This is a genomic window from Streptomyces sp. TP-A0874 (assembly GCF_001748085.1).
GTDB lineage: Bacteria > Actinomycetota > Actinomycetes > Streptomycetales > Streptomycetaceae > Streptomyces.
On record NZ_BBZK01000005.1, the window covers coordinates 419,847 to 442,234 of the forward strand.

A 22,388-nucleotide genomic window follows, 5' to 3' on the forward strand; every position below is an offset into this window, starting at 1 on the left:
GACCCGGGCGTGCTGTCGTAGCGTGGAGCCGCTTTGCCAACCGCGGGAGCTCGGAGCACCGGGCTGAGAGGGCGCTGACCTCCGTGGGGGTCGTCCGGCTGTCGGTCGGCCGGACCACGGACACCGCTGCGTCGACCGCTGAACCTGTTACCGGGTAATGCCGGCGTAGGGAGTGGGTCTCCATGGCCTTTCAGAACGCGCGCCCCCGTACCCCTGACGATGCGTCAACCAACCGACCCGCCGCGCCGGACGCACCGGCGGCGGCCCCCGATCGGGCACGGCCGATCGGCTGGCACAAGGGCTATCTGACCGGTTCCCGCCCAGACCTGCGCGTCCCCGTACGGCGGGTGCACCTCACGGACGGCCGGGACGTCACGCTGTACGACACCTCGGGCCCGTACACCGACCCGCACATCGAGACCGACGTGCGGCGCGGTCTCGCGCCGCTGCGGGAGAACTGGATCATCGAACGGGGCGACACCGAGGAGTACCTCGGGCGCCCGCCGCGCCCGGAGGACGACGGACTGAAGCACACCTCCCCCAGGGGCGGGCTGCGGAACCTCGACGCAGTCTTCCCCGGTCGGCCGCGCCGACCGCGGCGGGGCCGGCCGGGCAGGGCGGTCACCCAACTCGCGTACGCCCGCCGCGGCGAGACCACCCCGGAGATGGAGTACGCCGCGCTCCGCGAGGGCGTGTCAGCCGAGACGGTCCGCGCGGAGATCGCCGCCGGGCGCGCGGTGCTGCCGGCCAACGTCAACCACCCGGAGGCCGAGCCCATGGTCATCGGCAAGCGGTTCCTGGTGAAGGTGAACGCCAACATCGGCAATTCGGCGGTTACTTCGTCCATCGAAGAGGAGGTGGAGAAGATGACCTGGGCCACCCGGTGGGGAGCCGACACGGTCATGGACCTGTCCACCGGCCGCAACATCCACACCACGCGCGAATGGGTGCTGCGCAACTCGCCGGTGCCGATCGGGACCGTGCCGATCTACCAGGCGCTGGAGAAGGTGGACGGCAAGGCGGAGGAACTGACCTGGGACGTCTACCGGGACACCGTCATCGAGCAGGCCGAGCAGGGCGTCGACTACATGACCGTCCACGCCGGAGTGCTGCTGCGGTACGTGCCGCTCACCGCGCGCCGCAAGACCGGCATCGTCTCCCGCGGCGGCTCGATCATGGCCGCCTGGTGTCTGGCCCACCACCGGGAGAACTTCCTCTACACCCACTTCGAGGAGTTGTGCGAGGTCCTCGCCGCCTACGACATCACCTACTCCCTCGGTGACGGCCTCCGCCCCGGCTCCATCGCGGACGCCAATGACGAGGCGCAGTTCGCGGAGCTCCGCACACTGGGGGAGCTGAACGCCATCGCCAAGGCGCACGGTGTGCAGACGATGATCGAGGGTCCGGGCCACGTCCCGATGCACAAGATCAAGGAGAACGTCGACCTCCAGCAGGAGATCTGCGAGGAGGCGCCTTTCTACACCCTCGGTCCGCTGGCCACCGATGTCGCCCCGGGCTACGACCACATCACCTCCGGCATCGGCGCCGCGATGATCGCCTGGTGGGGCACGGCCATGCTGTGCTACGTCACCCCCAAGGAACACCTGGGCCTGCCCGACCGGGACGATGTGAAGACCGGAGTCATCACCTACAAGATCGCAGCGCACGCGGCGGACCTGGCCAAGGGGCATCCCGGCGCCCAGGAGTGGGACGACGCGCTCTCCGACGCCCGTTTCGAGTTCCGCTGGGAGGACCAGTTCAACCTGGCCCTCGATCCGGACACCGCCCGCGCCTTCCACGACGAGACGCTACCGGCCGAACCGGCCAAGACCGCGCACTTCTGCTCCATGTGCGGCCCGAAGTTCTGCTCGATGAAGATCAGCAGGGACATCACCGAACGGTTCGCCCCCGGTCCGGCCTCACCGGCGGAGATCGAGGCAGGGATGCTGGCGAAGTCGGAGGAGTTCGCCCGGTCCGGCAACCGCGTCTACCTCCCGGTCACCGACTGACGGCGCAGCGGGGCCCGTCCCCCGCACGGCCCGGAGGGTGCACCGGTCGCTGGTCCGCTACACGGTCATTCGGGCGCGTGGTCCGGGCCGCCGTAGTCCGGGCTGGAGTAGCCCGGACTGTCGAAGCGCGGACGGGAGGAGGAACCGCGGTTGGCGCTGTCGGCCCGCTTCGGGCTGCTGAAACCCGGTCTGGAGTAGCCCAGGTGCGGGGTGCGACCATGCGGCTCCGCGCCGCCCTGGGCCGGCGCGGGCGGCAGCTCCGGCCCGGCGCCGCCGGGGGACCGGGCCTGCTCCAGGAAGGGGAGCAGGCCGCGTTCGAGCAGCGCCTGCTCCCAGGCCGCCCGTGCGAGCGCGAGTTCTTCGGTCTCTGCCGAGACCGTGCCGCCCCCGGCCTTCCGCGGCTGCCGATCGCCGCGGAGGGCCGTGGTCAGCAGCGCGACGATCGCGACGATGATGCCGGCCGCGGTGAGCGCGGTGAAGACCCAGCCGGCGAGGATCAGCGAATCCGCCAGGGCCTGGCCCGGGCTGAGGATCCGGAGGAGGTAGCCGACCAGCAGGAACACCGTCGCGGCGGCGGCAGCCAGCGGTGGGGCGAGCACCGCGACGACGGCCAGCAGGCCGGCTCCGGTCCGCTCGCCGGTGCCGCTCCCCGCCGCGTCGGCCGTCCCGTCAGCGACCGATCTCGGCTGGGGCGGACTGCTGCCTTCCGCAGCCTCCGCCGCACCGCTGCCCGCGATCGCTCCGGCGGTGTGCTCTTCGCGGAGTCGCACGTACCGCCGGTACTCGGCGGAGGCGCGGGAGGCTATGGCGGCCGAGGCCTCCAGCGCCATGGCGCGTAGCCGCTCGACGTCCGGCTGCCGACCGGCCTTCTCCAGTGCTTCCTCGAGGATCCGCTCGAACTCCGGGCGGTCTTCGGGAAGCAGATGCTCAGTGCTGTTCATGCGCATCCCCCGATGCTCCGAAGGCCCTGCATATCAGCTCTCACCCGGGTGGTTGGGCGGAAACGGGGAAGAGTCCGCTGCGGGGTGAGCCGATGTTAGAGCGCTTTCGACGTCAGATGACAGGTGAGCGCGGGAAAATGACCACCATTCGGCTCGACGGGCCTTCCCGGTGCGAGGCAGCGGCCCGGGCTGACCGACGCCGCCCGGACGCCCGCCGACTCAACGCCCGTCCGCCCGGGGGTCGGGTGCGGTGTCGTCCAGCGGCAGCCGGACGACGAGCATCTTCCCCTCCATGGTGATCCCGCCGTCCATGGCGATCGCCAGCCCGTCGGCGTAGACGTGCGGCCCGTCGACCGCGGCGGCGCCGTTGTCCTCGCCCTCCTCGGAGCCGACCTCGCCCAGCAGGTACGGGATGGGGCTGTGGCCGTGCACCAGGTGCCGCTGCCCGCCGTAGGCGTCGAGCAGTTCCCGGGCGGCCTTGGGGCCGGTCTCCTCGTCCCGGAAGGCGAAGCGCTTGGTGAGTTTGCGGAAGAGGTCCCAGCACTCGTGCGCGTCACCGCGCTGGAGGATCTCGTTCACCGCCTCGTTGACGTCCTCGATCGAGCTGCCGTAGTCGAGGTAGGCGGTGGTGTCGGAGTGGACCAGCAGGTGGTCCTCCTCCTGCGCCATCGCGTCGAGCCGGGAGATCCACTGGAGGTGGTGGTCCTGCAGCCGGTCCATGTCGGCCCGCTGGCCGCCGTTGAGCAGCCAGGCGGCATGGAACGACGCGGTACCCGCGCTGGAGTTGATCGGGGTGTCGCCGAAGCGTTTGGCGCCCAGGATGAGCAGTTCGTGGTTGCCCATGAGGGCCTTGCAGTAGCCGCCGGCGGCGGCGGCCTCGGCGGAGAGCCGCATGACCAGGTCGATGACGCCTACCCCGTCCGGGCCCCGGTCGGTGAAGTCGCCCAGGAACCACAGGCGGGAGTTCCCGGCCGTCCAGCGGCCCTCGGCGTCGATGAGGCCCTGGGCGGCGAGCGCCTGGCGGAGTTCGTCGAGGTAGCCGTGGACGTCACCGACGACGAAGAGCGGTCCCGGTCCGTCGGAGGAGCCGGGCTCGCCGTCGGGTACCGGGGCGAGGCAGATGGTGGGAGGGTCCTCCTGCGCGGCGGTGGGGACGCTCGCCCCCGGACGGACAACGGGGAGGTCGCGCCGGGTCGGTGTGTAACCCGGAGGAGGGGGCTGCGCTCCCGCCGGGTACGTGGGTGCGGGCGGCATCGCAGCCGTCCTCCGCACCGCGGGTCCCTGACCGGCCCCCTGAGTCATCGACCCCTCCACCATCGCGCTGCCGTGCACCGCATGGTCCACCTGGTCTGTGGTGTTCCACGGCGCTGTGCGCCCATCATAGGAACGCTGGTTGCCCGTTGCGACGCACCAGGGGGCCGTCTGTCACGGCTGGCGTGGCGATCGCCGGCTTTTCACCCGAATTCAGCCGGTAGCGGCCGGTGGGGGGCGACCGGTACGGGGTGAGTGAGCGGCCGTCACGACGGCTCGGCGGGCGACCGCGGCGGGCTCACCGTGGTGCGCGGCGGGCGACGGCGCCGGGAAGAGGTGCGCACGATCAGCTCGGTGGGTATCACCTGCTCCACCGGACCGGGTGCGGCCTCTCCCTCGATCGCGTCGATCAGCAGTTGTACGACGGCGGTGCCGATCTTGCGGGGCTTCAGCGAGAGCGTGGTGACCGGGGGTTGGGTGCCCGCGTAGACGGCCGACTCGCTGCAGCAGACCAGCAGCAGGTCCTCGGGGACGCGCAGGCCGTAGCGGCGGGCGGCGGCGAGGAGGTCGGTGCCGTTGGGGTCGAACAGCCCGTAGACGGCGTCCGGCCGGTCGGGGCGGGCGAGGAGCCGGTCGGCGGCGACGGCTCCCGCGCAGGGGTCGTGGGCCGGGTACTCCTCGTAGACCGGGTCCTGGCCGACGCGTTCGCACCAGGAGAGGTAGGCGGCCGTCGAGAGCCGGGTGTAGGTGTCGGTGGAGGTGCCGGTGAGCAGTCCGATGCGGCGCGCGCCGGCGTCGGCGAGGTGGTCCAGCAGGTCCAGTACGGCGGCTTCGTGGTCGTTGTCGACCCAGGCGGTGACCGGCAGGCTGCCGGCCGGTCGACCGTCGGAGACGATGGGCAGCCCCTGCCGGATGAGCTCGGAGACCACCGGGTCGTGGTCGGAGGGGTCGATGACCACCGTGCCGTCCAGGGCGACGTTGGACCACACGTCGTGGCGGGAGGTGGCGGGGAGGATGACCAGCGCGTAGCCGCGGGCGAGCGCGGCCGAGGTGGCGGCCCGGGTCATCTCGGCGAAGTAGGCGAACTCGGTGAAGGTGAAGGGCTCGGCGCCGTAGGTGGTGACGGTCAGCCCGATCAGCCCGGAGCGGCCGGTGCGGAGGGTGCGGGCGGCGGCGGACGGACGGTACCCGAGCCGGTCGGCGACCTCGCGGACCCGGCGCCGGGTGGTGTCCGGGAGCCGCCCCTTGCCGTTGAGTGCGTCCGAGACGGTGGTGATCGAGACTCCGGCGGCGGCGGCCACGTCCCGAATCCCCGCCCGCCCCAACCGACGGGGGGTCGAACGGCCCGCCTGGTGCTTCCCTGCTGCTGTCATGGCTTGCCGATAGTAGGGCGCTGATGGTCCATTGGCGGGGGCCGTCGATTCGCTGTTGGCGGACGCGTTCCCGGGTGATTGTCTACCAACAACCCCCTTGAAAACAAAGGCAGTTGGCTGGTGGCACCGCTATCTGGCCAGTGCGGGTGAACGCTCTCCAGCGGTCGGAGGCCCGCGGCGGAGCGGAACCAAGTCACCTGTACGAGTGATGCGCCAGGGCGCTCGCCACCGGCGCGCGGGCACCGGGGAGCACCGCTGGCGACCGGTCGGCGCCGGAGCGGGAACGCCGTGTCTCGGCAGGCGGGCGGCGCTGATTTCCCATGGCCCCTGGGGCGGGACCGGCAATCCTCTTAAGGTATGCAGTATTGGCGGTGTCGATGGGACCGACGAGCGCGATCGAGGAGGACCTACGGTGACCGAGACGAGCCCGAGGCTGCGCGGTGCGCTGGACGGAGTACCGGCCTACAAGCCCGGAAGGCCGGCCGCCGCCGCGCCCGGCGGCGCGGTGGCCTACAAGCTGTCCTCCAACGAGAACCCCTATCCGCCGCTGCCCGGTGTGCTGGAGGCGGCGGTCGGCGCCGCCGGCTCCCTGAACCGTTACCCGGACATGGCCTGCGCCGAGCTGACCGCCGAACTGGCCGACCGTTTCGACGTCCCGGTCGCCCACGTGGCCACCGGTACCGGCTCGGTGGGCGTGGCCCAGCAGCTTCTCCAGGCCACCTCCGGCCCCGGCGACGAGGTGGTCTACGCCTGGCGGTCCTTCGAGGCCTATCCGATCATCACCCAGATCTCCGGGGCGCGGTCGGTGCGGGTGCCGCTGACCTCCTGCGAGACCCACGACCTGGACGCCATGGCGGAGGCGATCACCGACCGGACCCGGCTGGTCTTCGTCTGCAATCCGAACAACCCGACCGGGACCGTCGTCCGCCGGGCGGAGCTGGAGCGGTTCCTCGACCGGGTGCCGCCCGAGGTCCTGGTGGTCCTGGACGAGGCCTACCGGGAGTTCATCCGCGACGAGGAGGTGCCGGACGGCGTCGAGCTCTACCGGGACCGCCCCAACGTCTGCGTGCTCCGGACCTTCTCCAAGGCCTACGGGCTGGCCGGGCTGCGGGTCGGCTTCGCCATCGCCCACCAGCCGGTCGCGGCGGCGCTGCGGAAGACCGCGGTGCCCTTTGGGGTGAGCCAGCTGGCCCAGGACGCCGCGGTGGCCTCGCTGCGGAGTGAGGCGGCGCTGCTGGAGCGGGTCGAGAAGCTGGTCGGGGAGCGGACGCGGGTGGCGGGGGAGCTGGCCGCGCAGGGGTGGACGGTGCCGGAGTCGCACGCGAACTTCGTCTGGCTGCGGCTCGGCGAGCGGACCACCGACTTCGCGCAGGCCTGCGATCGGGCGGGGGTGGTCGTCCGGCCGTTCGCCGGCGAGGGCGTCCGGGCCACGATCGGCGAGGTCGAGGCGAACGACCGGCTGCTGCGCGCGGCGGAGGCGTTCCGCAAGGAGCTCTGAGCCGTTTCTCGGGGCCGCCCGGACGACACCGTCCGGGCGGCCCCGAGGCGTTTCCAGCCTCCGCCGGCAGGGTGGGGCGAAGGGGGAGCGATCGTGCCCGTACGTCCGGGAACGCCCGGAGCGCCCCCCGCTGAAGATCCGCGAAACGGGTGGGCCATAATTGCTTGTGAATGTGAACCCATTCACAAGCTCGCTCCGTCTGTCCGGTGTTCAGCCGGATTGTCGGAGCGGGGTCGCCGGGCCGATCGACCCGAAGCGTCCGGCGGTCGCAGGGAACGTAAGGAGAGGCGACGTGGATCTCGCTCTGGCCCCCGAGACCCTGGCGCGGTGGCAGTTCGGTATCACCACCGTGTACCACTTCCTCTTCGTCCCGTTGACGATCTCCCTGGCCTCGCTGGTCGCCGGACTGGAGACGGCCTGGGTGCGCACCGGGAAGGAGAAGTGCCTTCGGGCGGCGAAGTTCTGGGGGAAGCTCTTCCTGATCAACATCGCGATGGGTGTGGTCACCGGCATCGTGCAGGAGTTCCAGTTCGGCATGAACTGGTCGGACTACTCCCGCTTCGTCGGCGACGTCTTCGGTGCCCCGCTGGCCTTCGAGGCGCTGATCGCCTTCTTCTTCGAGTCGACCTTCATCGGCCTGTGGGTCTTCGGCTGGGACCGGCTCCCCAAGAAGATCCACGCCGCCTGCATGTGGATGGTCGCGCTCGGCACCCTGCTCTCCGCGTACTTCATCCTGGCGGCCAACTCCTGGATGCAGCACCCCGTGGGCTACCGCATCGACCCCGAGAGCGGCCGCGCCGAACTCACCGACTTCTGGCAGGTGCTCACCCAGGAGACGACGCTGGTCGTGGTCTTCCACACGCTCACCGCGGCCTTCGTCGCCGGTGGGGCGTTCGTGGTCGGTATCGCCGCCTACCACCTGCGCCGTGGCCGGCACGTCCAGGTGATGCGCACCTCGCTCCGGCTGGGCCTGGTCACCCTGGTGGTCAGCGGCCTGCTCACCGCGGTCAGCGGCGACCAGCTGGGCAAGGTCATGTTCCGGCAGCAGCCGATGAAGATGGCCGCGGCGGAGGCGCTGTGGGAGACCGAGGCCCCGGCGCCGTTCTCGGTCTTCGCCTACGGCGATGTGGACCGGGGACACAACAAGGTCGCCGTCGAGGTCCCCGGCCTGCTCTCCTACCTGGCGCACAACGACTTCCACTCCGCCGTCCCCGGGATCAACGACATCAACGAGGCCGAGCAGCAGGCACACGGGCCCGGCGACTACCGCCCCAACATCCCGGTCGCCTACTGGAGCTTCCGCTGGATGATCGGCTTCGGCATGGCCTCCGTCGGTCTGGGCGCGGTGGGGCTGTACCTGACCCGCCGCAGGTGGTGGCTCGCCCCCGAACTCCGCACCGGCGAGACGGAGGTACCCCGGCTGGCGCTCACCAGGCGGCGAACGCTCGGGCCCGCTCTCGGCGGCTGGTACTGGCGGGCATCCGTGCTCACCCTGGGCTTCCCCCTGATCGCCTCCTCCTGGGGGTGGATCTTCACCGAGATGGGTCGGCAGCCGTGGGTGGTCTACGGGCTGCTCCGAACCGAGGACGCGGTCTCCCCCGGCGTCACCCAGGCCGAGGTGATCACCTCCATGAGCGTCTTCACGCTGCTCTACGCGGCGCTCGCGGTGGTCGAGACCAGGCTGCTGGTCAAGTACGTCAAGGCGGGGCCGCCGGAGCTCGACGAGCGCGACCTCACCCCACCCACCCGGATCGGCGGCGAGGACGAGCACGCCGACCGGCCCATGGCCTTCTCCTACTGAGATCCGAGAGGAGCGGGAAACGGCATGGCACTCCACAACCTCTGGTTCATCCTGATCGCGGTGCTCTGGGCGGGCTACTTCTTCCTGGAGGGCTTCGACTTCGGCGTCGGAGTACTCACCCGGGCACTGGCCCGGGACCGGGCCGAACGACGGGTGCTGATCAACACCATCGGACCGGTCTGGGACGGCAACGAGGTCTGGCTGATCACCGCCGGCGGAGCGACCTTCGCCGCCTTCCCCGACTGGTACGCCACCCTCTTCTCCGGCTTCTACCTGCCGCTGCTGCTGATCCTGGTCTGCCTGATCATCCGCGGTGTCGCCTTCGAGTACCGGCACAAGCGGTCCGGGGAGCGCTGGCAGAGCAACTGGGAGGCGGCGATCTTCTGGGCCTCGCTGCTGCCGGCGGTGCTGTGGGGCGTGGCCTTCGCCAACATGGTGCACGGAGTCGCGATCGACGCCGACAAGGAGTACGTGGGCAGCGTCCTCGACCTGCTCAACCCGTACGCTCTCCTCGGTGGAGGCCTCACGCTCACACTCTTCACCTTCCACGGCGCTGTCTTCACCGCGCTGAAGACGGTCGGCGACATCCGGCTCCGGGCCCGCCGACTGGCCGCCGGTCTGGGGCCGGTCACACTGCTCCTCGCCGTCGCCTTCCTCGGCTGGACGCAGCTGGACCGGGGGGACGGCGTCACCCTGCCGGTCGCCGCGGTCGTCCCGGTGGCGCTGGCCGGGGCCGTCGCGGCGAGCCTGCGGGGCAGGGAGGGCTGGTCGTTCGCCTTCTCCGGGCTGGCCACCCTGGCCGTCGTCGCGGTCCTCTTCCTGGCGCTCTTCCCGGACGTCATGCCGTCCACGCTCGACCCCGCCTGGAGTCTGACCGCCGCCGGCGCCGCCTCCAGCCCGTACACCCTCAAGATCATGACCTGGTTGACGGTCTTCGCCCTCCCCGTGGTGCTGGTCTACCAGGGGTGGACGTACTGGGTCTTCCGGAAGCGGATCGGCACCCAGCACCTGGCCGAGGCGGGCGGGCGATGATGGCGTCACCGCCGACCGGACGTCGCACGGACGGGTGTTTCACGTGAAACCCGTCGACCCCCGACTGCTCCGCCACGCCCGCGCCACCCGGGTGTTCCTCGCCGCCTCGATCGCGCTCGGGCTCGCCGGCGCCGGACTGGTGATCGCGCAGGCCACGCTCATCGCCGAAGTGGTGGTGCTCGCCTTCCAGCAGAACCAGGGCACCGCCGCGGTACGGACCCCGCTCCTCCTGCTGGCCGCCGTGTCGGTGGGCCGGGCGGCCGTCGTCTGGCTCACCGAACTCGCGGCCCACCGGGCCAGCGCGGCGGTCAAGTCCGAGCTCCGCGTCCGACTCCTGGAGCACGCCGGACGGCTGGGACCGGGCTGGCTGAGCCGGCAGCGGACCGGAGAGCTGACCCTGCTCGCCACCCGCGGCGTGGAGGCGCTGGACGACTACTTCGCCCGCTACCTGCCGCAGCTGGGACTGGCGGTCGCCGTGCCCGCGGCGGTGCTGGCCCGGATCGTCACCGCCGACTGGGTCTCCGCGGCCGTCATCGCGGCCACGCTTCCGCTGATCCCGCTCTTCATGGTCCTCGTCGGCTGGACCACCCAGGCCAGCGTGGACCGCCAGTGGCGGCTGCTCTCCCGGCTCTCCGGACACTTCCTGGACGTGCTGGCCGGCCTCCCGACCCTGAAGGTCTTCGGTCGGGCCCGAGCACAGGCCCAGACGATCCGGGCGGTCACCGCGGACTACCGGCGGGCCACCCTCCGCACGCTGCGGATCGCCTTCCTCTCCTCGTTCGTGCTGGAACTGCTCGCCACCCTCTCCGTGGCGCTGGTCGCCGTGGGCATCGGGATGCGCCTGGTCCACGGCGAACTCGACCTGCGGACCGGTCTGGTCGTACTGATCCTCGCCCCCGAGGCCTATCTGCCGCTGCGGCAGGTGGGGACGCACTACCACGCGGCGGCGGAGGGGCTGGCCGCGGCGGACGAGGTCTTCGCCGTCCTGGAGGCCCGGCCGGAACGGCCCGAAGGACACCGCCCGGCACCGGACGCCTCCCAGGTCCGGCTGGCGGTGGAGGGGCTCGCCGTGCACCACCCCGGACGGGACCGCGCCGCGCTGCCCCCCACCTCGCTGGCGATCCGGCCCGGTGAGACGGTGGCGGTGGTCGGCCCCAGTGGCGCCGGCAAGACGACCCTGCTGAACGCTCTGCTGGGCTTCGCCACCCCCACCGCGGGACGGATCACACTCACCCCCACCGGACGTCCCGAGGACGGCGACGGCATCGACCTGGCCCAGATCGCGCCGGAGGGCTGGCGCGGGCAGATCGCCTGGGTGCCGCAGCATCCCCACCTCTTCGCCGGGACGATCGCCGAGAACGTACGGCTGGCCCGGCCGGATGCCTCGGCGGTGGAGGTGCTCGGAGCGCTCCGGCAGGCCGCCGCCCTCGACTTCGTCACAGCGCTGCCCGATGGCGTGGACACCCTCCTGGGTGAGGGCGGCACGGGCCTCTCGGCCGGTCAGCGCCAGCGCATCGCCCTGGCCCGGGCGTTCCTGGCCGACCGTCCGCTGCTGCTGCTCGACGAGCCGACGGCCAACCTGGACGGCGGCACGGAGTCGGCGGTCGTCGCGGCGATCGGGCGACTCGCCCGCGGCCGGACCGTCCTGATGACCGCCCACCGGCCGGCGCTGCTCGCCCTCGCCGACCGGGTGGTGCGGTTGGAACCGGACCCCGAGCCGGCCGACCGCCTCGCCGCCGTCCCCGGCCCGCAGCCCCGGCCCGGGAACGGCAAGGGAGCGGAGGCGCCCGGGGCGAGCGAGGCCGCGGCCGGGCGGGCCCCGGACCGGCCCGGCCCCGCTCCATCGGCCCCGCTGCGCTGGCTGCGGGCCACCGCTCGCCCCCGGATCGGCCGGTTCACACTGGCGCTGCTGCTGGGCACTCTGGCGCTGGGGAGCGCAGTCGGCCTCATGGCGACCTCCGGCTGGCTCATCTCGCGCGCCTCCCAGCAACCTCCCCTGCTCTACCTGATGCTGGCGGTCACGGCGACCCGCGCCTTCGGTATCGGCCGCGCGGTCTTCCGCTACGCCGAGCGGCTGGTGGGCCACGACGCCGTACTGCGGCTGCTCGCCGACCTCCGGGTCACCGTCTACCGGGGCCTGGAGCGGCTGGCACCGGCGGGGCTCGGCCGGAGCCGCCGCGGCGACCTGCTCTCCCGGCTGGTCGCCGACGTCGACGCGGCCCAGGACTACTTCCTGCGCTGGCTGCTGCCGGTCGGATCGGCCCTGCTGGTCGGCCTGGCGACCACCGGCTTCGTCGGCTGGCTGCTGCCGGCCGCCGGCGTGCTCACCGCCGCCGGGCTGCTGGCTGCCGGCGGCGCGGCGCCCGCGCTGGCCGCCCTCGCCACCCGCCGGGAGCAGCGGCAGCTGGCCCCGGCCCGGGGCGCGCTGTCGGCCCGGGTGGTCGACCTGCTGACCGGCGCCGGCGAGTTGGCCGTGGCCGGGGCGCTGGGCGGCCGCACCGCGGAGGCCCGCCGGGCCGACGCCCGGCTGACCGCGCTGACCTCGCGTTCGGCGGCCGCCGCCGGCGTCGGGGGCGCGCTCGCCACCCTCGCCGGCGGGCTGACCGTGGCCGCGGCGGGCTGGGTGGGGACGGCCGCGGTGTCCGAGGGGCGGCTGGCCGGGGTGGAGCTGGCCGTCGTGATGCTCACCCCGCTCGCGGCCTTCGAGTCCGTCTCCGGGCTGCCGCTGGCGGTGCGGTACCGCCAGCGCGCCGGACGCGCCGCCGCCCGGATCCGTGAACTGCTCGACCAGCCGGTCCCGGTGCGCCCGCCGCGGTGCCCCGCCGAGCCACCGAGCAGTCCCTTCCCGCTCACCGTCCGCGGTCTGGGCGCCCGCCACCAGGGCCAGCACCGGCCCGCGCTCCGGGACTTCGACCTCGACCTGAGCCCGGGACGGCGGATCGCCGTGGTCGGCCCGTCCGGGGCCGGCAAGACGACCCTCGCCCAACTGCTGCTCCGCTTCCTGGAGCCGGAGGCGGGCACGTACACCCTTGCGGGCACCCCGGCCGGTGAGCTGGACGACGATGCGGTCCGCCGGCTGGTCGGCCTGCTCGCCCAGGACGCGCACATCTTCGACAGCACGCTGCGGGAGAACCTCCGACTCGCCCGCCCCACCGCCGGGGACGGCGAGCTGCGGGCGGCGCTGGCCTCGGCCCGGCTGCTCGACTGGGTGGACGGCCTCCCCCAGGGGCTGGACACGTTCGTCGGCGAACACGGGGCCAGGCTCTCCGGCGGCCAGCGCCGTCGGCTCGCTCTCGCCCGGGCCCTGCTCGCCGACTTCCCCGTGCTGGTGCTGGACGAGCCCGCCGAGCACCTGGACCCGCCGACCGCGGACGCCCTCACCGCCGACCTGCTCGCGGCCACCGCGGGGCGTACCACCCTGCTGATCACCCACCGGCTGGCCGGACTGGAGGCGGTCGACGAGGTGGTGGTGCTGGACGGGGGGCGGACGGTGCAGCGCGGTCGGTACGCGGAGCTGGCGGCCGTCGACGGCCCCTTCCGGCGGATGCTGGAAGGTGAGCGGGCGGCGGACCGGGTGGCGTCGGCGGTGGAGCGGACCGCGCTCGCTGAACAACCGCCCCCGTTCGCCACGCCGGCCACGGGGGCCTGAGCAGCCCGCCCAGCAGCGCCGGCTCTCCCGAGGGGCGGTCGACTTTCCCTAACAAAAGGGGCTTATTACGCTCAGGGCATGGCAGCCACGGAAGGACCTCCGGAACCTTCGCGACCGGTGCTCTCCGGGCCGGATGCCGTCGCGGGCGCCCAGCAGGAGAACGCGGCCGAGCAGCTGAGGGAACTCCCGGAAGAACTGGCCGCCCGGCTGCCCGAGCTGCTGGAGGCCATGGTCTCGGTCAGTAGCGGCATGGGACTGCGCACCATCCTCAACCGCATCGTGACCACCGCCGCCCGCCTCACCGGCGCCCGCTACGCCGCCATCGGGGTCATCAACGACGAGCGCGACGGCCTCTCCGACCTGGTCACCTACGGCATGACGGCCGAACAGCGGCGCGACATCGCACGGCTGCCGGACGGCCGCACCGGGCTGCTCGGCGCCCTGATCGACGACCCGGTGCCGGTGCGGCTCGCCGATCTGACCGAGGACCCGCGGCACGCCGGCTTCCCGGTGAACCACCCGCGCATGCGGAGCTTCCTCGGCGTGCCCATCCGGCTCGGGGACGGCGAGGTGATCGGCAACCTCTACTGCTGCGAGAAGGAGGGCGGCGCCGAGTTCACCGACCACGACCTGCACCTGGTGAAGGTCCTCGCCACCCAGGCCGGCATCCAGATCGCCAGCGCCCGGCTCCAGGCCGCGAGTCGTCAGCGGGAACGCTGGATCGACGGTGCCGCCGCCCTCACCACCACCCTGCTGGCCGGTGGCGAGGAGCGGACGACCACCGACGACCCGCTCGCCGTCGTCGCCGAACAGGGGCGCAGACTCGCCGACGCCGCCTCCGGCATCGTGCTGCTGCCGGAGGAGGGCGGGGGGCTGGAGATCGCGCAGGTCTCCTCGGAACTCCCCGAGGCGCTGACGGCGCTGGGGGCCGTGATGGAGTCCAGCAGCCCCGTCCACCGGCAGCTGCTCGCCGGCCGGCCGGTCTTCGTCGACGACTGCGCCACTGACCCCCGGATGCCCGGTTGGCTCTCCGAGTCGTACGGTCCGTGTCTGCTGCTGCCGCTGCGCAGCGGTGGTGAGGTGCAGGGCGTGCTGGTGCTGCCCAGGTTGCCGGGGGCCCTCCGCTACACCATCACCGAGCGGACCCTGGCCACCCAGTTCTCCGCCCAGGCCGCTCTCGCGCTGGTGCTGGCGGACGCGCAGCAGGACCGGGAGCGGCTGGTGCTGTACGAGGAGCGCGACCGCATCGCCCGGGACCTGCACGACCTCGTCATCCAACGGCTGTTCGCCACCGGCATGATGCTGGAGGGCACCCAGCGGAAGACCGGCGAACCGGAGGTGCGGGAGGGGATCGCCCGGGCCGTGGACGAACTCGACGTCACCATCCAGGAGATCCGCACCGCCATCTTCGCCCTCCAGCAGGGACCCACCGAGGTGCCGACCGGGCTGCGCACCAGGATCGAGCGGGAGATCCACATGGCCGCCGTCCCCCTGCACTTCAAGCCGTCCGTCCGATTCCTCGGCGCGGTGGACAGCAGGGTCGGCGAAGCGGTCGGCAAGAACCTCGTCGCGGCCCTCCGCGAGGCGCTGTCGAACGTCTTCCGGCACGCTCGGGCCTCCCGGCTTGAGGTGGTGGTGGACGCCAACGCCAAGCTGCCGGACGGCCGGGACGGGGTGCGGCTGACGGTCGCGGACGACGGCGTGGGCGTGCCGGCGGGCGGGCGGCGCAGCGGGCTGGCGAATCTGGAGAAGCGGGCGGCGGCGCTCGGCGGATCGAGCACCCTGGGGCCGGGGATCGGAGCGGACGGCGGCGGCACCACGGTCCGCTGGGAGGCGCCGCTGTGACACCTCCCGGACCCGTGGCCGGGCTCCCATTCGGGCCGCCGGCGGGTCTCGGCCACCGGACGGACGCCCCCGTGGCGGTGCCCCGGGCCACCCGGCCGCCCTCAGGACGGTTCGGCGGCGGGGGGTGCGACCGGGGCCAGCTGGCGGCCCCCGTTGGCGAGGATCCGCTCGATGACGAGCGCCACCCCGTCCTCGTTGTTGGCGACCGTGCGGCCCGCGGTGGCCGCCAGCACGTCCGGATGTGCGTTCGCCATCGCGTACGAGGCGCCCGCCCAGCTGAGCATCTCCACGTCGTTGGGCATGTCGCCGAAGGCCACCACCTCCTCCGGCGCGATGCCGCGCTCCGCACAGCAGTGCGCGAGGGTGGCCGCCTTGCTGACCCCGAGCCCGCTGATCTCCAGGAGCGCGGTGGGGCTGGAACGGGTGAAGGAGGCGTGCGTGCCGGCGGCGGCCCGGGCGCGGGCGAGGAAGTCGTCCGGAGTCAGCTCGGGGTGGTGTGCGAGCAGCTTGAGCACGGGCCGGTCGCCGTCCTGCCCGCTCTCCGAGAGCAGTTTCTCCGCGCTGGCGACGGTGGCCCCGGGGTCGACGGGGAAGGGCGGGTACTCCGGCTCGTAGTTGATCCCGCTGGTGAGCTCGACGGCGAAGGAGGTGCCGGGCACGGCGGTCCGCAGCGCGGCGACCACGGCGAGCGCCTTGGGGCGCGGCAGCGGGCGCACCTCCAGGGTGCGGCCGCCGCGGTGCAGGTCGACCACCGCGGCGCCGTTGGCGCAGATGGCCAGGCCGTGGCCGTGCACATGGGCGCTGACCACGTGCATCCAGCGGGCCGGCCGGCCGGTGACGAAGAACACCTCGATGCCCGCGGCCTCGGCTGCGGCGAGCGCCGCGACCGTGCGGTCGGAGACCGACTTGTCGTCCCGGAGCAGGGTGCCGTCCAGGTCGGTGGCGATCAGTCGCACGGCGGGGCGGAGCAGCGCACCGGTCGGCTCGCCGGCGGCGGCCTCCGGTGAGCCGACCGGCAGGGGGACCGTGGCGCCGGGTGCGTGGGGTGAGGAGGCAGTCGAGGCGGAGTCGGGGTGGGAGACGGGCGACGGGGCGGGGCCTCCGGCGTCCTGGATCGGCGGCTCGGGCCGTTCGGCTGCTGGGGTCACGCCTCCCATCTTCCCGCATATGCGCGCACAACCGTGCGAGGGGGTGCGCAGAGGAGCGTGTGCCGCGGTCGGCGCCTCCTCGAAAGGGCGGTGCGGACTGAGGACCGCGAGCGCCACGTCCGGACGGCCACCGAGGGACTGGCCGGACCGGTGCGGTGAGGCTGCGGTGAGGGGCCGGTTCCGGTGGTCGGTCACGTGACACCGGTGACCGGGAGGCGGAACGTAGGCTCGGGCCATGAGTCTGCGCCTGAGCACCGTGATCCTCCCCGTCGACCGCTGGCACGAGGGCGGCCGGGCGAAGTGGCGGGGGGCCGAGGAACTCGGCTTCCACACCGCGTACACCTACGACCACCTCTCCTGGCGCCGGTTCCGCGACGGACCGTGGTTCGGGGCCCTGCCCACCCTCACCGCGGCGGCCACCGCGACCGAGCACATCCGCCTGGGCACCCTCGTCACCTCCCCGAACTTCCGCCACCCGGTGACGCTCGCGAAGGAGCTGATATCGCTCGACGACATCTCGGGCGGCCGGACCACGGTCGGCATCGGCGCCGGCGGGAAGGGCTTCGACGCCACCGCACTCGGACAGGAGGCGTGGACGCCCCGCGAACGGGCCGACCGCTTCGCCGAATTCCTGCCGCTGCTGGACCTGCTGCTCACCGAGGGCACCGTTACGCGGCGCGGCGACTACTACGCGGCGAACGAGGCCAGGAACCTGCCGGGCTGCGTGCAGCGGCCCCGCACGCCCTTCGCCGTCGCCGCGACCGGCCCGCGCGGATTCGGGCTCGCCGCCCGGTACGGGCAGGCCTGGGTGACCACCGGTGATCCGAAGCTGTTCGAGGAGGGCACCCCGGAGCAGTCTGTCGAGGCGCTCCGCGGGCAGATCAGCGGGCTCGGCGCGGCCTGCGGGGCGATCGGCCGGGAGGTGGCCGAGCTGGAGAAGGTCCTGCTCACCGGGTTCACCCCGGACCGCTCCCGCCCGCTGTCGTCGGTGGACGCCTTCGTGGACTTCGCCGGGCGCCACCGCGACCTCGGCTTCACCGAGATCGCGGTCCACTGGCCGATACCCGACTCCGACTTCGCGGCCGACCAGGCCGTCTTCGAGAAGATCGCCACCGACGCCGCCGCACAGCTGGGCTGAGTCCTCCCGCGCTCCGGGCCGACCGGTCCCCGTGCCGCCCTCCGGGCAGAGCCGCGCCGGTTCCGCTGGGCCGTCGCCGTCCGCTTCGGCTCCGAAAGGGGCATCATCGTAGGTGGGGAGGCTCCGGAGACGGAGAGGACGGACGCGAGGAGTGGCAGGAGGACCGATCCATGGCAAGGACCACGAGATTCACCCCTGACAAGGGACTCACCAGGCGCATGGTGACCACCATGTTCCTGATCGGACTGCTCTACGTGGTCTTCATCGGAGTGCTGATCGGGCTCCTCCAGAACGCGTGGCCGGTGATCCTGATCATCGCCGGAGTGCTGTTCGTGCTGCAGTTCTGGTTCAGCGACCGGATCGCCGCCCTCGCCATGGGCGCCCGAGAGGTCACGCCCGAGCAGGCCCCGGAACTGCACGGGGCGGTCGACCGGCTCTGTGCGTTGGCCGACATGCCGAAGCCGCGCGTCGCGATCGCTGACAGCGACGTGCCGAACGCCTTCGCCACCGGCCGCAGCCAGCAGAAGGCACTGGTGTGCGCCACCACCGGACTGCTGCGCCGGCTGGAGCCGGAGGAACTGGAGGGGGTCCTGGCTCACGAGCTGTCACACGTCGCCCACCGCGACGTGGCGGTCATGACGATCGCCTCCTTCCTCGGCGTGCTGGCCGGCATGATGACCCGGATCGGCCTGTGGAGCAGTCTGGGCCGGTCCCGCAACAACAACACCGCCATCATCATGTTGCTCGTCCCGCTGGTCAGCGCGGTGGTCTACGTCATCAGCTTCCTGCTCACCCGGCTGCTCTCCCGCTACCGTGAGCTGTCCGCCGACCGGGCCGCCGCGGTACTCACCGGACGCCCTTCCGCGCTCGCCTCCGCACTCACCAAGATCACCGGTGATATGGGCCGGATCCCGACCAGGGACCTGCGGCGGGCCGAGCCCTTCAACGCCTTCTACTTCGTGCCCGCCTTCTCCTCCCGGGAGAGCCTCAGCCGCCTGCTCTCCTCCCACCCCACGCTGGAGCAGCGACTCGACCAGCTGGGCAGGATCGCCGCGCAGCTCGGCCGCCCCTGAGCCAGCCGGTCGGGACCTCGCCCGCCAGCCGAGACCTCAAAGGACGCCATGGGAATCCTCGACACCATCCTGGGCCGCAGCAAGCAGGTCCGCCCCAACCTGGAGCAGCTCTTCGCGCTGCCGTCCGCTGCGATCACCCTGCAGGCCGGTGCCGGCTTCACACCGACCGGCGTGGGGTCGGTGTGTTTCGCCGGCGTCGAGGGCGGGGCCTTCGCCCAGCTCGAACGGGACGTGCGCCAGCTGCTGGACGCGGACACCGAGCGCGGCGGGATCCCCGTCGAGTTCCAGCAGGACACGTACGGATACACCTGGCTGGTCGCCCGGCAGCCGGCGGACGACACCGCCTCGCTCGTCAACGACGTGCACGCGGTGAACACCCTCCTTGAGGAGGCCGGTTTCGGCCCCCACCTACTCTGCTCGCTGGTGACCTTCCACGACGCCGAGACCGGCCGGCGGCCGCTCGGCCTCGTCTACCTGTACAAGCGCGGCAGCTTCTACCCCTTCGCCCCACTGCCGGAGGCGGGCGAGAAACGGGACAGCCAGCTGGAGCTCCAGGTCCGCGGGCTGCTCGCCGACGACCTGCGCATCGAGCAGGACCTGAGCCGCTGGTTCCCGGTGTGGGGCGCCCCGGGACTCTGAGCCGCCGCGGGGCCGCCCCGACCCCTACGGGCGGGTCAGCCTTGAGATGGACCCGGATCCAACCGTCAGGAGGGACGCGCGACGGGGGCATCCCCCACTAGCGTCGTGGGCGTGACTGTGATCGCGACCGAAAGCCTCAGCAAGCGGTTCCCCAAGGTGACCGCGCTCGACCGGCTCTCCGTGGACATCAGGCCGGGGGTGACGGGGCTGGTGGGTGCCAACGGGGCTGGTAAGTCCACACTCATCAAGATCCTGCTCGGGCTCTCCCCCGCCACCGAAGGCCGGGCCAGCGTGCTCGGTCTCGACGTGGCCGGTGCGGGCGGCGCCATCCGGGAGCGGGTCGGTTACATGCCGGAGCACGACTGCCTGCCGCCGGACGTCTCGGCGACCGAGTTCGTCGTCCACATGGCCCGGATGTCCGGGCTGCCGGCCAGCGCGGCCCGGGAACGCACCGCCGACACCCTGCGCCACGTAGGGCTCCACGAGGAGCGCTACCGGCCCATGGGCGGCTACTCGACCGGGATGAAGCAGCGGGTCAAACTCGCCCAGGCGCTGGTGCACGACCCGCGGCTGGTGCTGCTGGACGAGCCGACCAACGGCCTCGACCCGGTCGGCCGGGACGAGATGCTCGCCCTGATCCGCCGGATCCACACCGACTTCGGCATCTCGGTGCTCGTCACCTCCCACCTGCTGGGGGAGCTGGAGCGCACCTGCGACCACGTGGTCGTCATCGACGGCGGAAGACTGCTCCGCTCCAGCTCCACCAGCGACTTCACGCAGGAGATCGCGACGGTGGCAGTCGAGGTGACCGACACCGACGAACACCCCGACGGCACCGCCGCCCTGCACCGGGCGCTCAACGCCGCCGGGCTGACCGTCCAGACCCCCGGCGACGCCGCCCCCGGCGCCCGCCACCTGCTGTTCGTCGAGATCGCCGACGACGGCACCTACGACACGGTCCGTGACGCCATAGCCGAACTCGGGCTCGGACTGGTCCGGCTGGAACAGCGCCGCCACCAGATCGCCGAGGTCTTCCGGCAGGCCCCGGAAGCAGACCGGAAGCCCGCCGCGACCTCCCCCGGTGGAGCGGAACCGCGAGCGGCAGCCACTGCCACAGGAGGTGACCCCGGTGTCGCATGAGCCCACCAGCGTCGAACCGGCCGGGCAGTCGGCCGCCGCAGTCGACCCGGCCCGCATCCACAACATCGGCTACCGCGCCTACGACGGGCCGCGGCTGGGCCGCGCCTACGTCCGGCGCTCGCTGTTCGCCCAGACCCTGCGCGGCGCCTACGGCCTCGGCAGGTCCGCCAAGTCCAAGGTGCTGCCCGCGCTGCTGTACGCGGCGATGTGCCTGCCGGCGGGGATAGTCGTCGCCGTCACCGTCGCGCTGGACAACGACGACCTGCCACTGGAGTACACCAGCTACGCGCTCTACCTGCAGGCGGTCATCGGCCTCTACGTGGCCGCCCAGGCGCCGCAGGCGGTCTCGCGGGACCTCCGGTTCCAGACCGTGCCGCTGTACTTCTCCCGGCCGCTGGAGGCCGTGGACTACGTCGTGTCGAAGTTCGCCGCGCTCGCTTCCGCCCTGTTCATCCTCACCGCCTCACCACTGCTGGTCCTCTACCTCGGGGCGCTCCTCGCCGAACTCGACATCGCCGACCAGACCGAGGGGTTCGCTCAAGGAGTGGTGTCCGTGGCCCTGCTCTCCGTCCTCTTCGCCGGTATCGGACTGGTGATCGCGGCGGTGACGCCACGCCGCGGCTTCGGGGTCGCCGCCGTCATCGCCGTGCTGACCATCTCCTACGGAGCGGTGAGCACCGTCCAGGCCATCGCCTACGCCCAGGACAAGCCCGAGGTGGTCGGCTGGCTTGGTCTCTGCTCACCGATCACCCTGATCGACGGGGTGCAGACGAAGTTCCTCGGTGCGAGCTCCGCCTTCCCCGGCGGCTACGGACCCCCGAGCGCCCTGGCCGGCGCCGTCTACCTGCTCGTCGTCCTCTCCCTGATCGTCGGCTCGTACGCCCTGCTGATGCGCCGCTACCGGAAGGTCGGGCTGTGACCACCCTCGACATCGACCACACCTCCCGCTGGTTCGGGAACGTCGTCGCCATCAACGACGTCACCATGACCATCGGCCCCGGCGTCACCGGACTGCTCGGACCCAACGGAGCGGGGAAGTCCACCCTCATCAATCTGATGGCCGGCTTCCTGGCACCCTCCACCGGCTCCGTCACCCTCGACGGCGCACCGGTCTGGCGGAACGAGCGTGCCTACCGGGAGATCGGCATCGTCCCGGAGCGGGAGGGCACCTACGACTTCCTCACCGGCTGGGAGTTCGTCCTGGCCAACGCCGAGCTGCACGGACTGCCCGATCCGGGGGCCGCGGCCCGGGCGGCGCTGACCACCGTCGACATGGTGCGGCCCCAGGGCCGGAAGATCTCCACCTACAGCAAGGGCATGCGGCAGCGGGTGAAGATGGCCTCCGCCCTGGTCCACGAACCGTCCGTGCTCCTCCTCGACGAGCCGTTCAACGGCATGGACCCGCGGCAGCGCATGCAGCTGATGGAACTGCTGCGGAGGATGGGGGAGGAGGGCCGCACGGTCCTGTTCTCCTCACACATCCTGGAGGAGGTCGAGCAGTTGGCCAGCCACATCGAGGTGGTGGTGGCCGGTCGCCACGCCGCCTCGGGGGATTTCCGCAAGATCCGCCGGCTGATGACCGACCGCCCGCACCACTACCTCGTCCGCTCCAGCGACGACCGGGCGCTGGCCGCCGCCCTGATCGCGGACGCCTCCACCAGCGGCATCGAGATCGACGCCGAGGAGAAGGCGCTCCGGATCCAGGCGGTCGACTTCCCGCGCTTCACCGAACTGCTGCCGCGGATCGCGCGCCGGCACGGCATCCGGCTGCTGGCGGTCTCGCCGTCCGACGAGTCGCTGGAAAGTGTCTTCTCCTACCTCGTAGCGGCCTGACCGCCTCCAGAAGGAGCC

Annotated in this window: 16 protein-coding genes; 12 read left to right on the forward strand and 4 right to left on the reverse strand. The window is 72.4% G+C overall.

The window, feature by feature from the left end; genetic code table 11:
* Positions 1 to 182 precede the first annotated feature (182 nt).
* Positions 183 to 2,009, forward strand: a complete 1,827-nt coding sequence (gene thiC, locus BGP73_RS09440; RefSeq protein WP_244501144.1) for a phosphomethylpyrimidine synthase ThiC — start codon at positions 183 to 185, stop codon at positions 2,007 to 2,009.
* A gap of 65 nt (positions 2,010 to 2,074) precedes the next feature.
* On the opposite strand, the gene BGP73_RS09445 is transcribed toward thiC, so the two are convergent.
* The 3 genes from BGP73_RS09445 to BGP73_RS09455 all read right to left on the reverse strand — a co-directional run bounded on the left by BGP73_RS09445 (position 2,075) and on the right by BGP73_RS09455 (position 5,574).
* Positions 2,075 to 2,950 (reverse strand): hypothetical protein, encoded by an 876-nt coding sequence (locus BGP73_RS09445; protein ID WP_306303451.1) that lies wholly within the window; start codon positions 2,948 to 2,950, stop codon positions 2,075 to 2,077.
* 219 nt (positions 2,951 to 3,169) lie between these two features.
* Positions 3,170 to 4,267, reverse strand: a complete 1,098-nt coding sequence (locus BGP73_RS09450; protein WP_170837808.1) for a metallophosphoesterase — start codon at positions 4,265 to 4,267, stop codon at positions 3,170 to 3,172.
* Between the two features lie 200 nt (positions 4,268 to 4,467).
* On the reverse strand, positions 4,468 to 5,574 hold the full coding sequence (locus BGP73_RS09455; RefSeq protein WP_079127375.1) for a LacI family DNA-binding transcriptional regulator: 1,107 nt from the start codon (positions 5,572 to 5,574) through the stop codon (positions 4,468 to 4,470).
* 412 nt (positions 5,575 to 5,986) lie between these two features.
* Between BGP73_RS09455 and hisC the strand changes: the two genes are divergently transcribed.
* The 5 genes from hisC to BGP73_RS09480 all read left to right on the forward strand — a co-directional run bounded on the left by hisC (position 5,987) and on the right by BGP73_RS09480 (position 15,399).
* The gene (gene hisC, locus BGP73_RS09460; RefSeq protein WP_069813671.1) at positions 5,987 to 7,072 is read left to right on the forward strand and encodes a histidinol-phosphate transaminase; all 1,086 of its coding nucleotides are present in this window, start codon (positions 5,987 to 5,989) and stop codon (positions 7,070 to 7,072) included.
* 292 nt (positions 7,073 to 7,364) lie between these two features.
* Entirely contained in the window at positions 7,365 to 8,873 is a 1,509-nt protein-coding gene (locus BGP73_RS09465) for a cytochrome ubiquinol oxidase subunit I (protein WP_069813673.1), read from the forward strand.
* 24 nt (positions 8,874 to 8,897) lie between these two features.
* Entirely contained in the window at positions 8,898 to 9,905 is a 1,008-nt protein-coding gene (gene cydB / locus BGP73_RS09470; RefSeq protein ID WP_069813675.1) for a cytochrome d ubiquinol oxidase subunit II, read from the forward strand.
* A 43-nt stretch (positions 9,906 to 9,948) separates the two neighbouring features.
* Positions 9,949 to 13,554 carry a thiol reductant ABC exporter subunit CydD gene (cydD, locus tag BGP73_RS09475; RefSeq protein ID WP_069813677.1) on the forward strand — a complete coding sequence of 1,202 codons (3,606 nt, stop codon included), beginning with the start codon at positions 9,949 to 9,951 and terminating at the stop codon, positions 13,552 to 13,554.
* A gap of 78 nt (positions 13,555 to 13,632) precedes the next feature.
* Positions 13,633 to 15,399, forward strand: coding sequence for a sensor histidine kinase (locus tag BGP73_RS09480; RefSeq protein WP_079127376.1), 1,767 nt, complete (start codon positions 13,633 to 13,635; stop codon positions 15,397 to 15,399).
* Between the two features lie 101 nt (positions 15,400 to 15,500).
* Here the strand turns inward: BGP73_RS09480 and BGP73_RS09485 are convergent, their stop codons facing one another.
* Positions 15,501 to 16,556 (reverse strand): HAD hydrolase family protein, encoded by a 1,056-nt coding sequence (locus BGP73_RS09485; protein WP_374701134.1) that lies wholly within the window; start codon positions 16,554 to 16,556, stop codon positions 15,501 to 15,503.
* Positions 16,557 to 16,782: 226 nt separating this feature from the next.
* On the opposite strand from BGP73_RS09485, the gene BGP73_RS09490 reads away from it, so the two are divergent.
* The 6 genes from BGP73_RS09490 (at position 16,783) to BGP73_RS09515 (ending at position 22,370) form a co-directional block, all read left to right on the forward strand.
* The gene (locus BGP73_RS09490) at positions 16,783 to 17,685 is read left to right on the forward strand and encodes an LLM class flavin-dependent oxidoreductase (protein ID WP_069813682.1); all 903 of its coding nucleotides are present in this window, start codon (positions 16,783 to 16,785) and stop codon (positions 17,683 to 17,685) included.
* A gap of 170 nt (positions 17,686 to 17,855) precedes the next feature.
* A complete protein-coding gene (htpX, locus tag BGP73_RS09495) occupies positions 17,856 to 18,758 on the forward strand; it encodes a zinc metalloprotease HtpX (RefSeq protein WP_079127377.1) in 903 nt (300 codons plus the stop codon).
* Between the two features lie 48 nt (positions 18,759 to 18,806).
* Positions 18,807 to 19,397 carry a PspA-associated protein PspAB gene (gene pspAB / locus BGP73_RS09500; RefSeq protein ID WP_069813686.1) on the forward strand — a complete coding sequence of 197 codons (591 nt, stop codon included), beginning with the start codon at positions 18,807 to 18,809 and terminating at the stop codon, positions 19,395 to 19,397.
* Between the two features lie 117 nt (positions 19,398 to 19,514).
* Complete coding sequence (locus BGP73_RS09505; protein WP_069813995.1) at positions 19,515 to 20,537, forward strand: ABC transporter ATP-binding protein; 1,023 nt, start codon at positions 19,515 to 19,517, stop codon at positions 20,535 to 20,537.
* Positions 20,527 to 21,456, forward strand: coding sequence for an ABC transporter permease subunit (locus BGP73_RS09510; protein ID WP_069813996.1), 930 nt, complete (start codon positions 20,527 to 20,529; stop codon positions 21,454 to 21,456). Before BGP73_RS09505 ends, BGP73_RS09510 begins: the two co-directional genes overlap by 11 nt.
* Positions 21,453 to 22,370 carry an ABC transporter ATP-binding protein gene (locus BGP73_RS09515; protein WP_069813687.1) on the forward strand — a complete coding sequence of 306 codons (918 nt, stop codon included), beginning with the start codon at positions 21,453 to 21,455 and terminating at the stop codon, positions 22,368 to 22,370. The genes BGP73_RS09510 and BGP73_RS09515 overlap by 4 nt, the downstream gene beginning before the upstream one ends.
* The last annotated feature ends 18 nt before the right edge of the window (positions 22,371 to 22,388 follow it).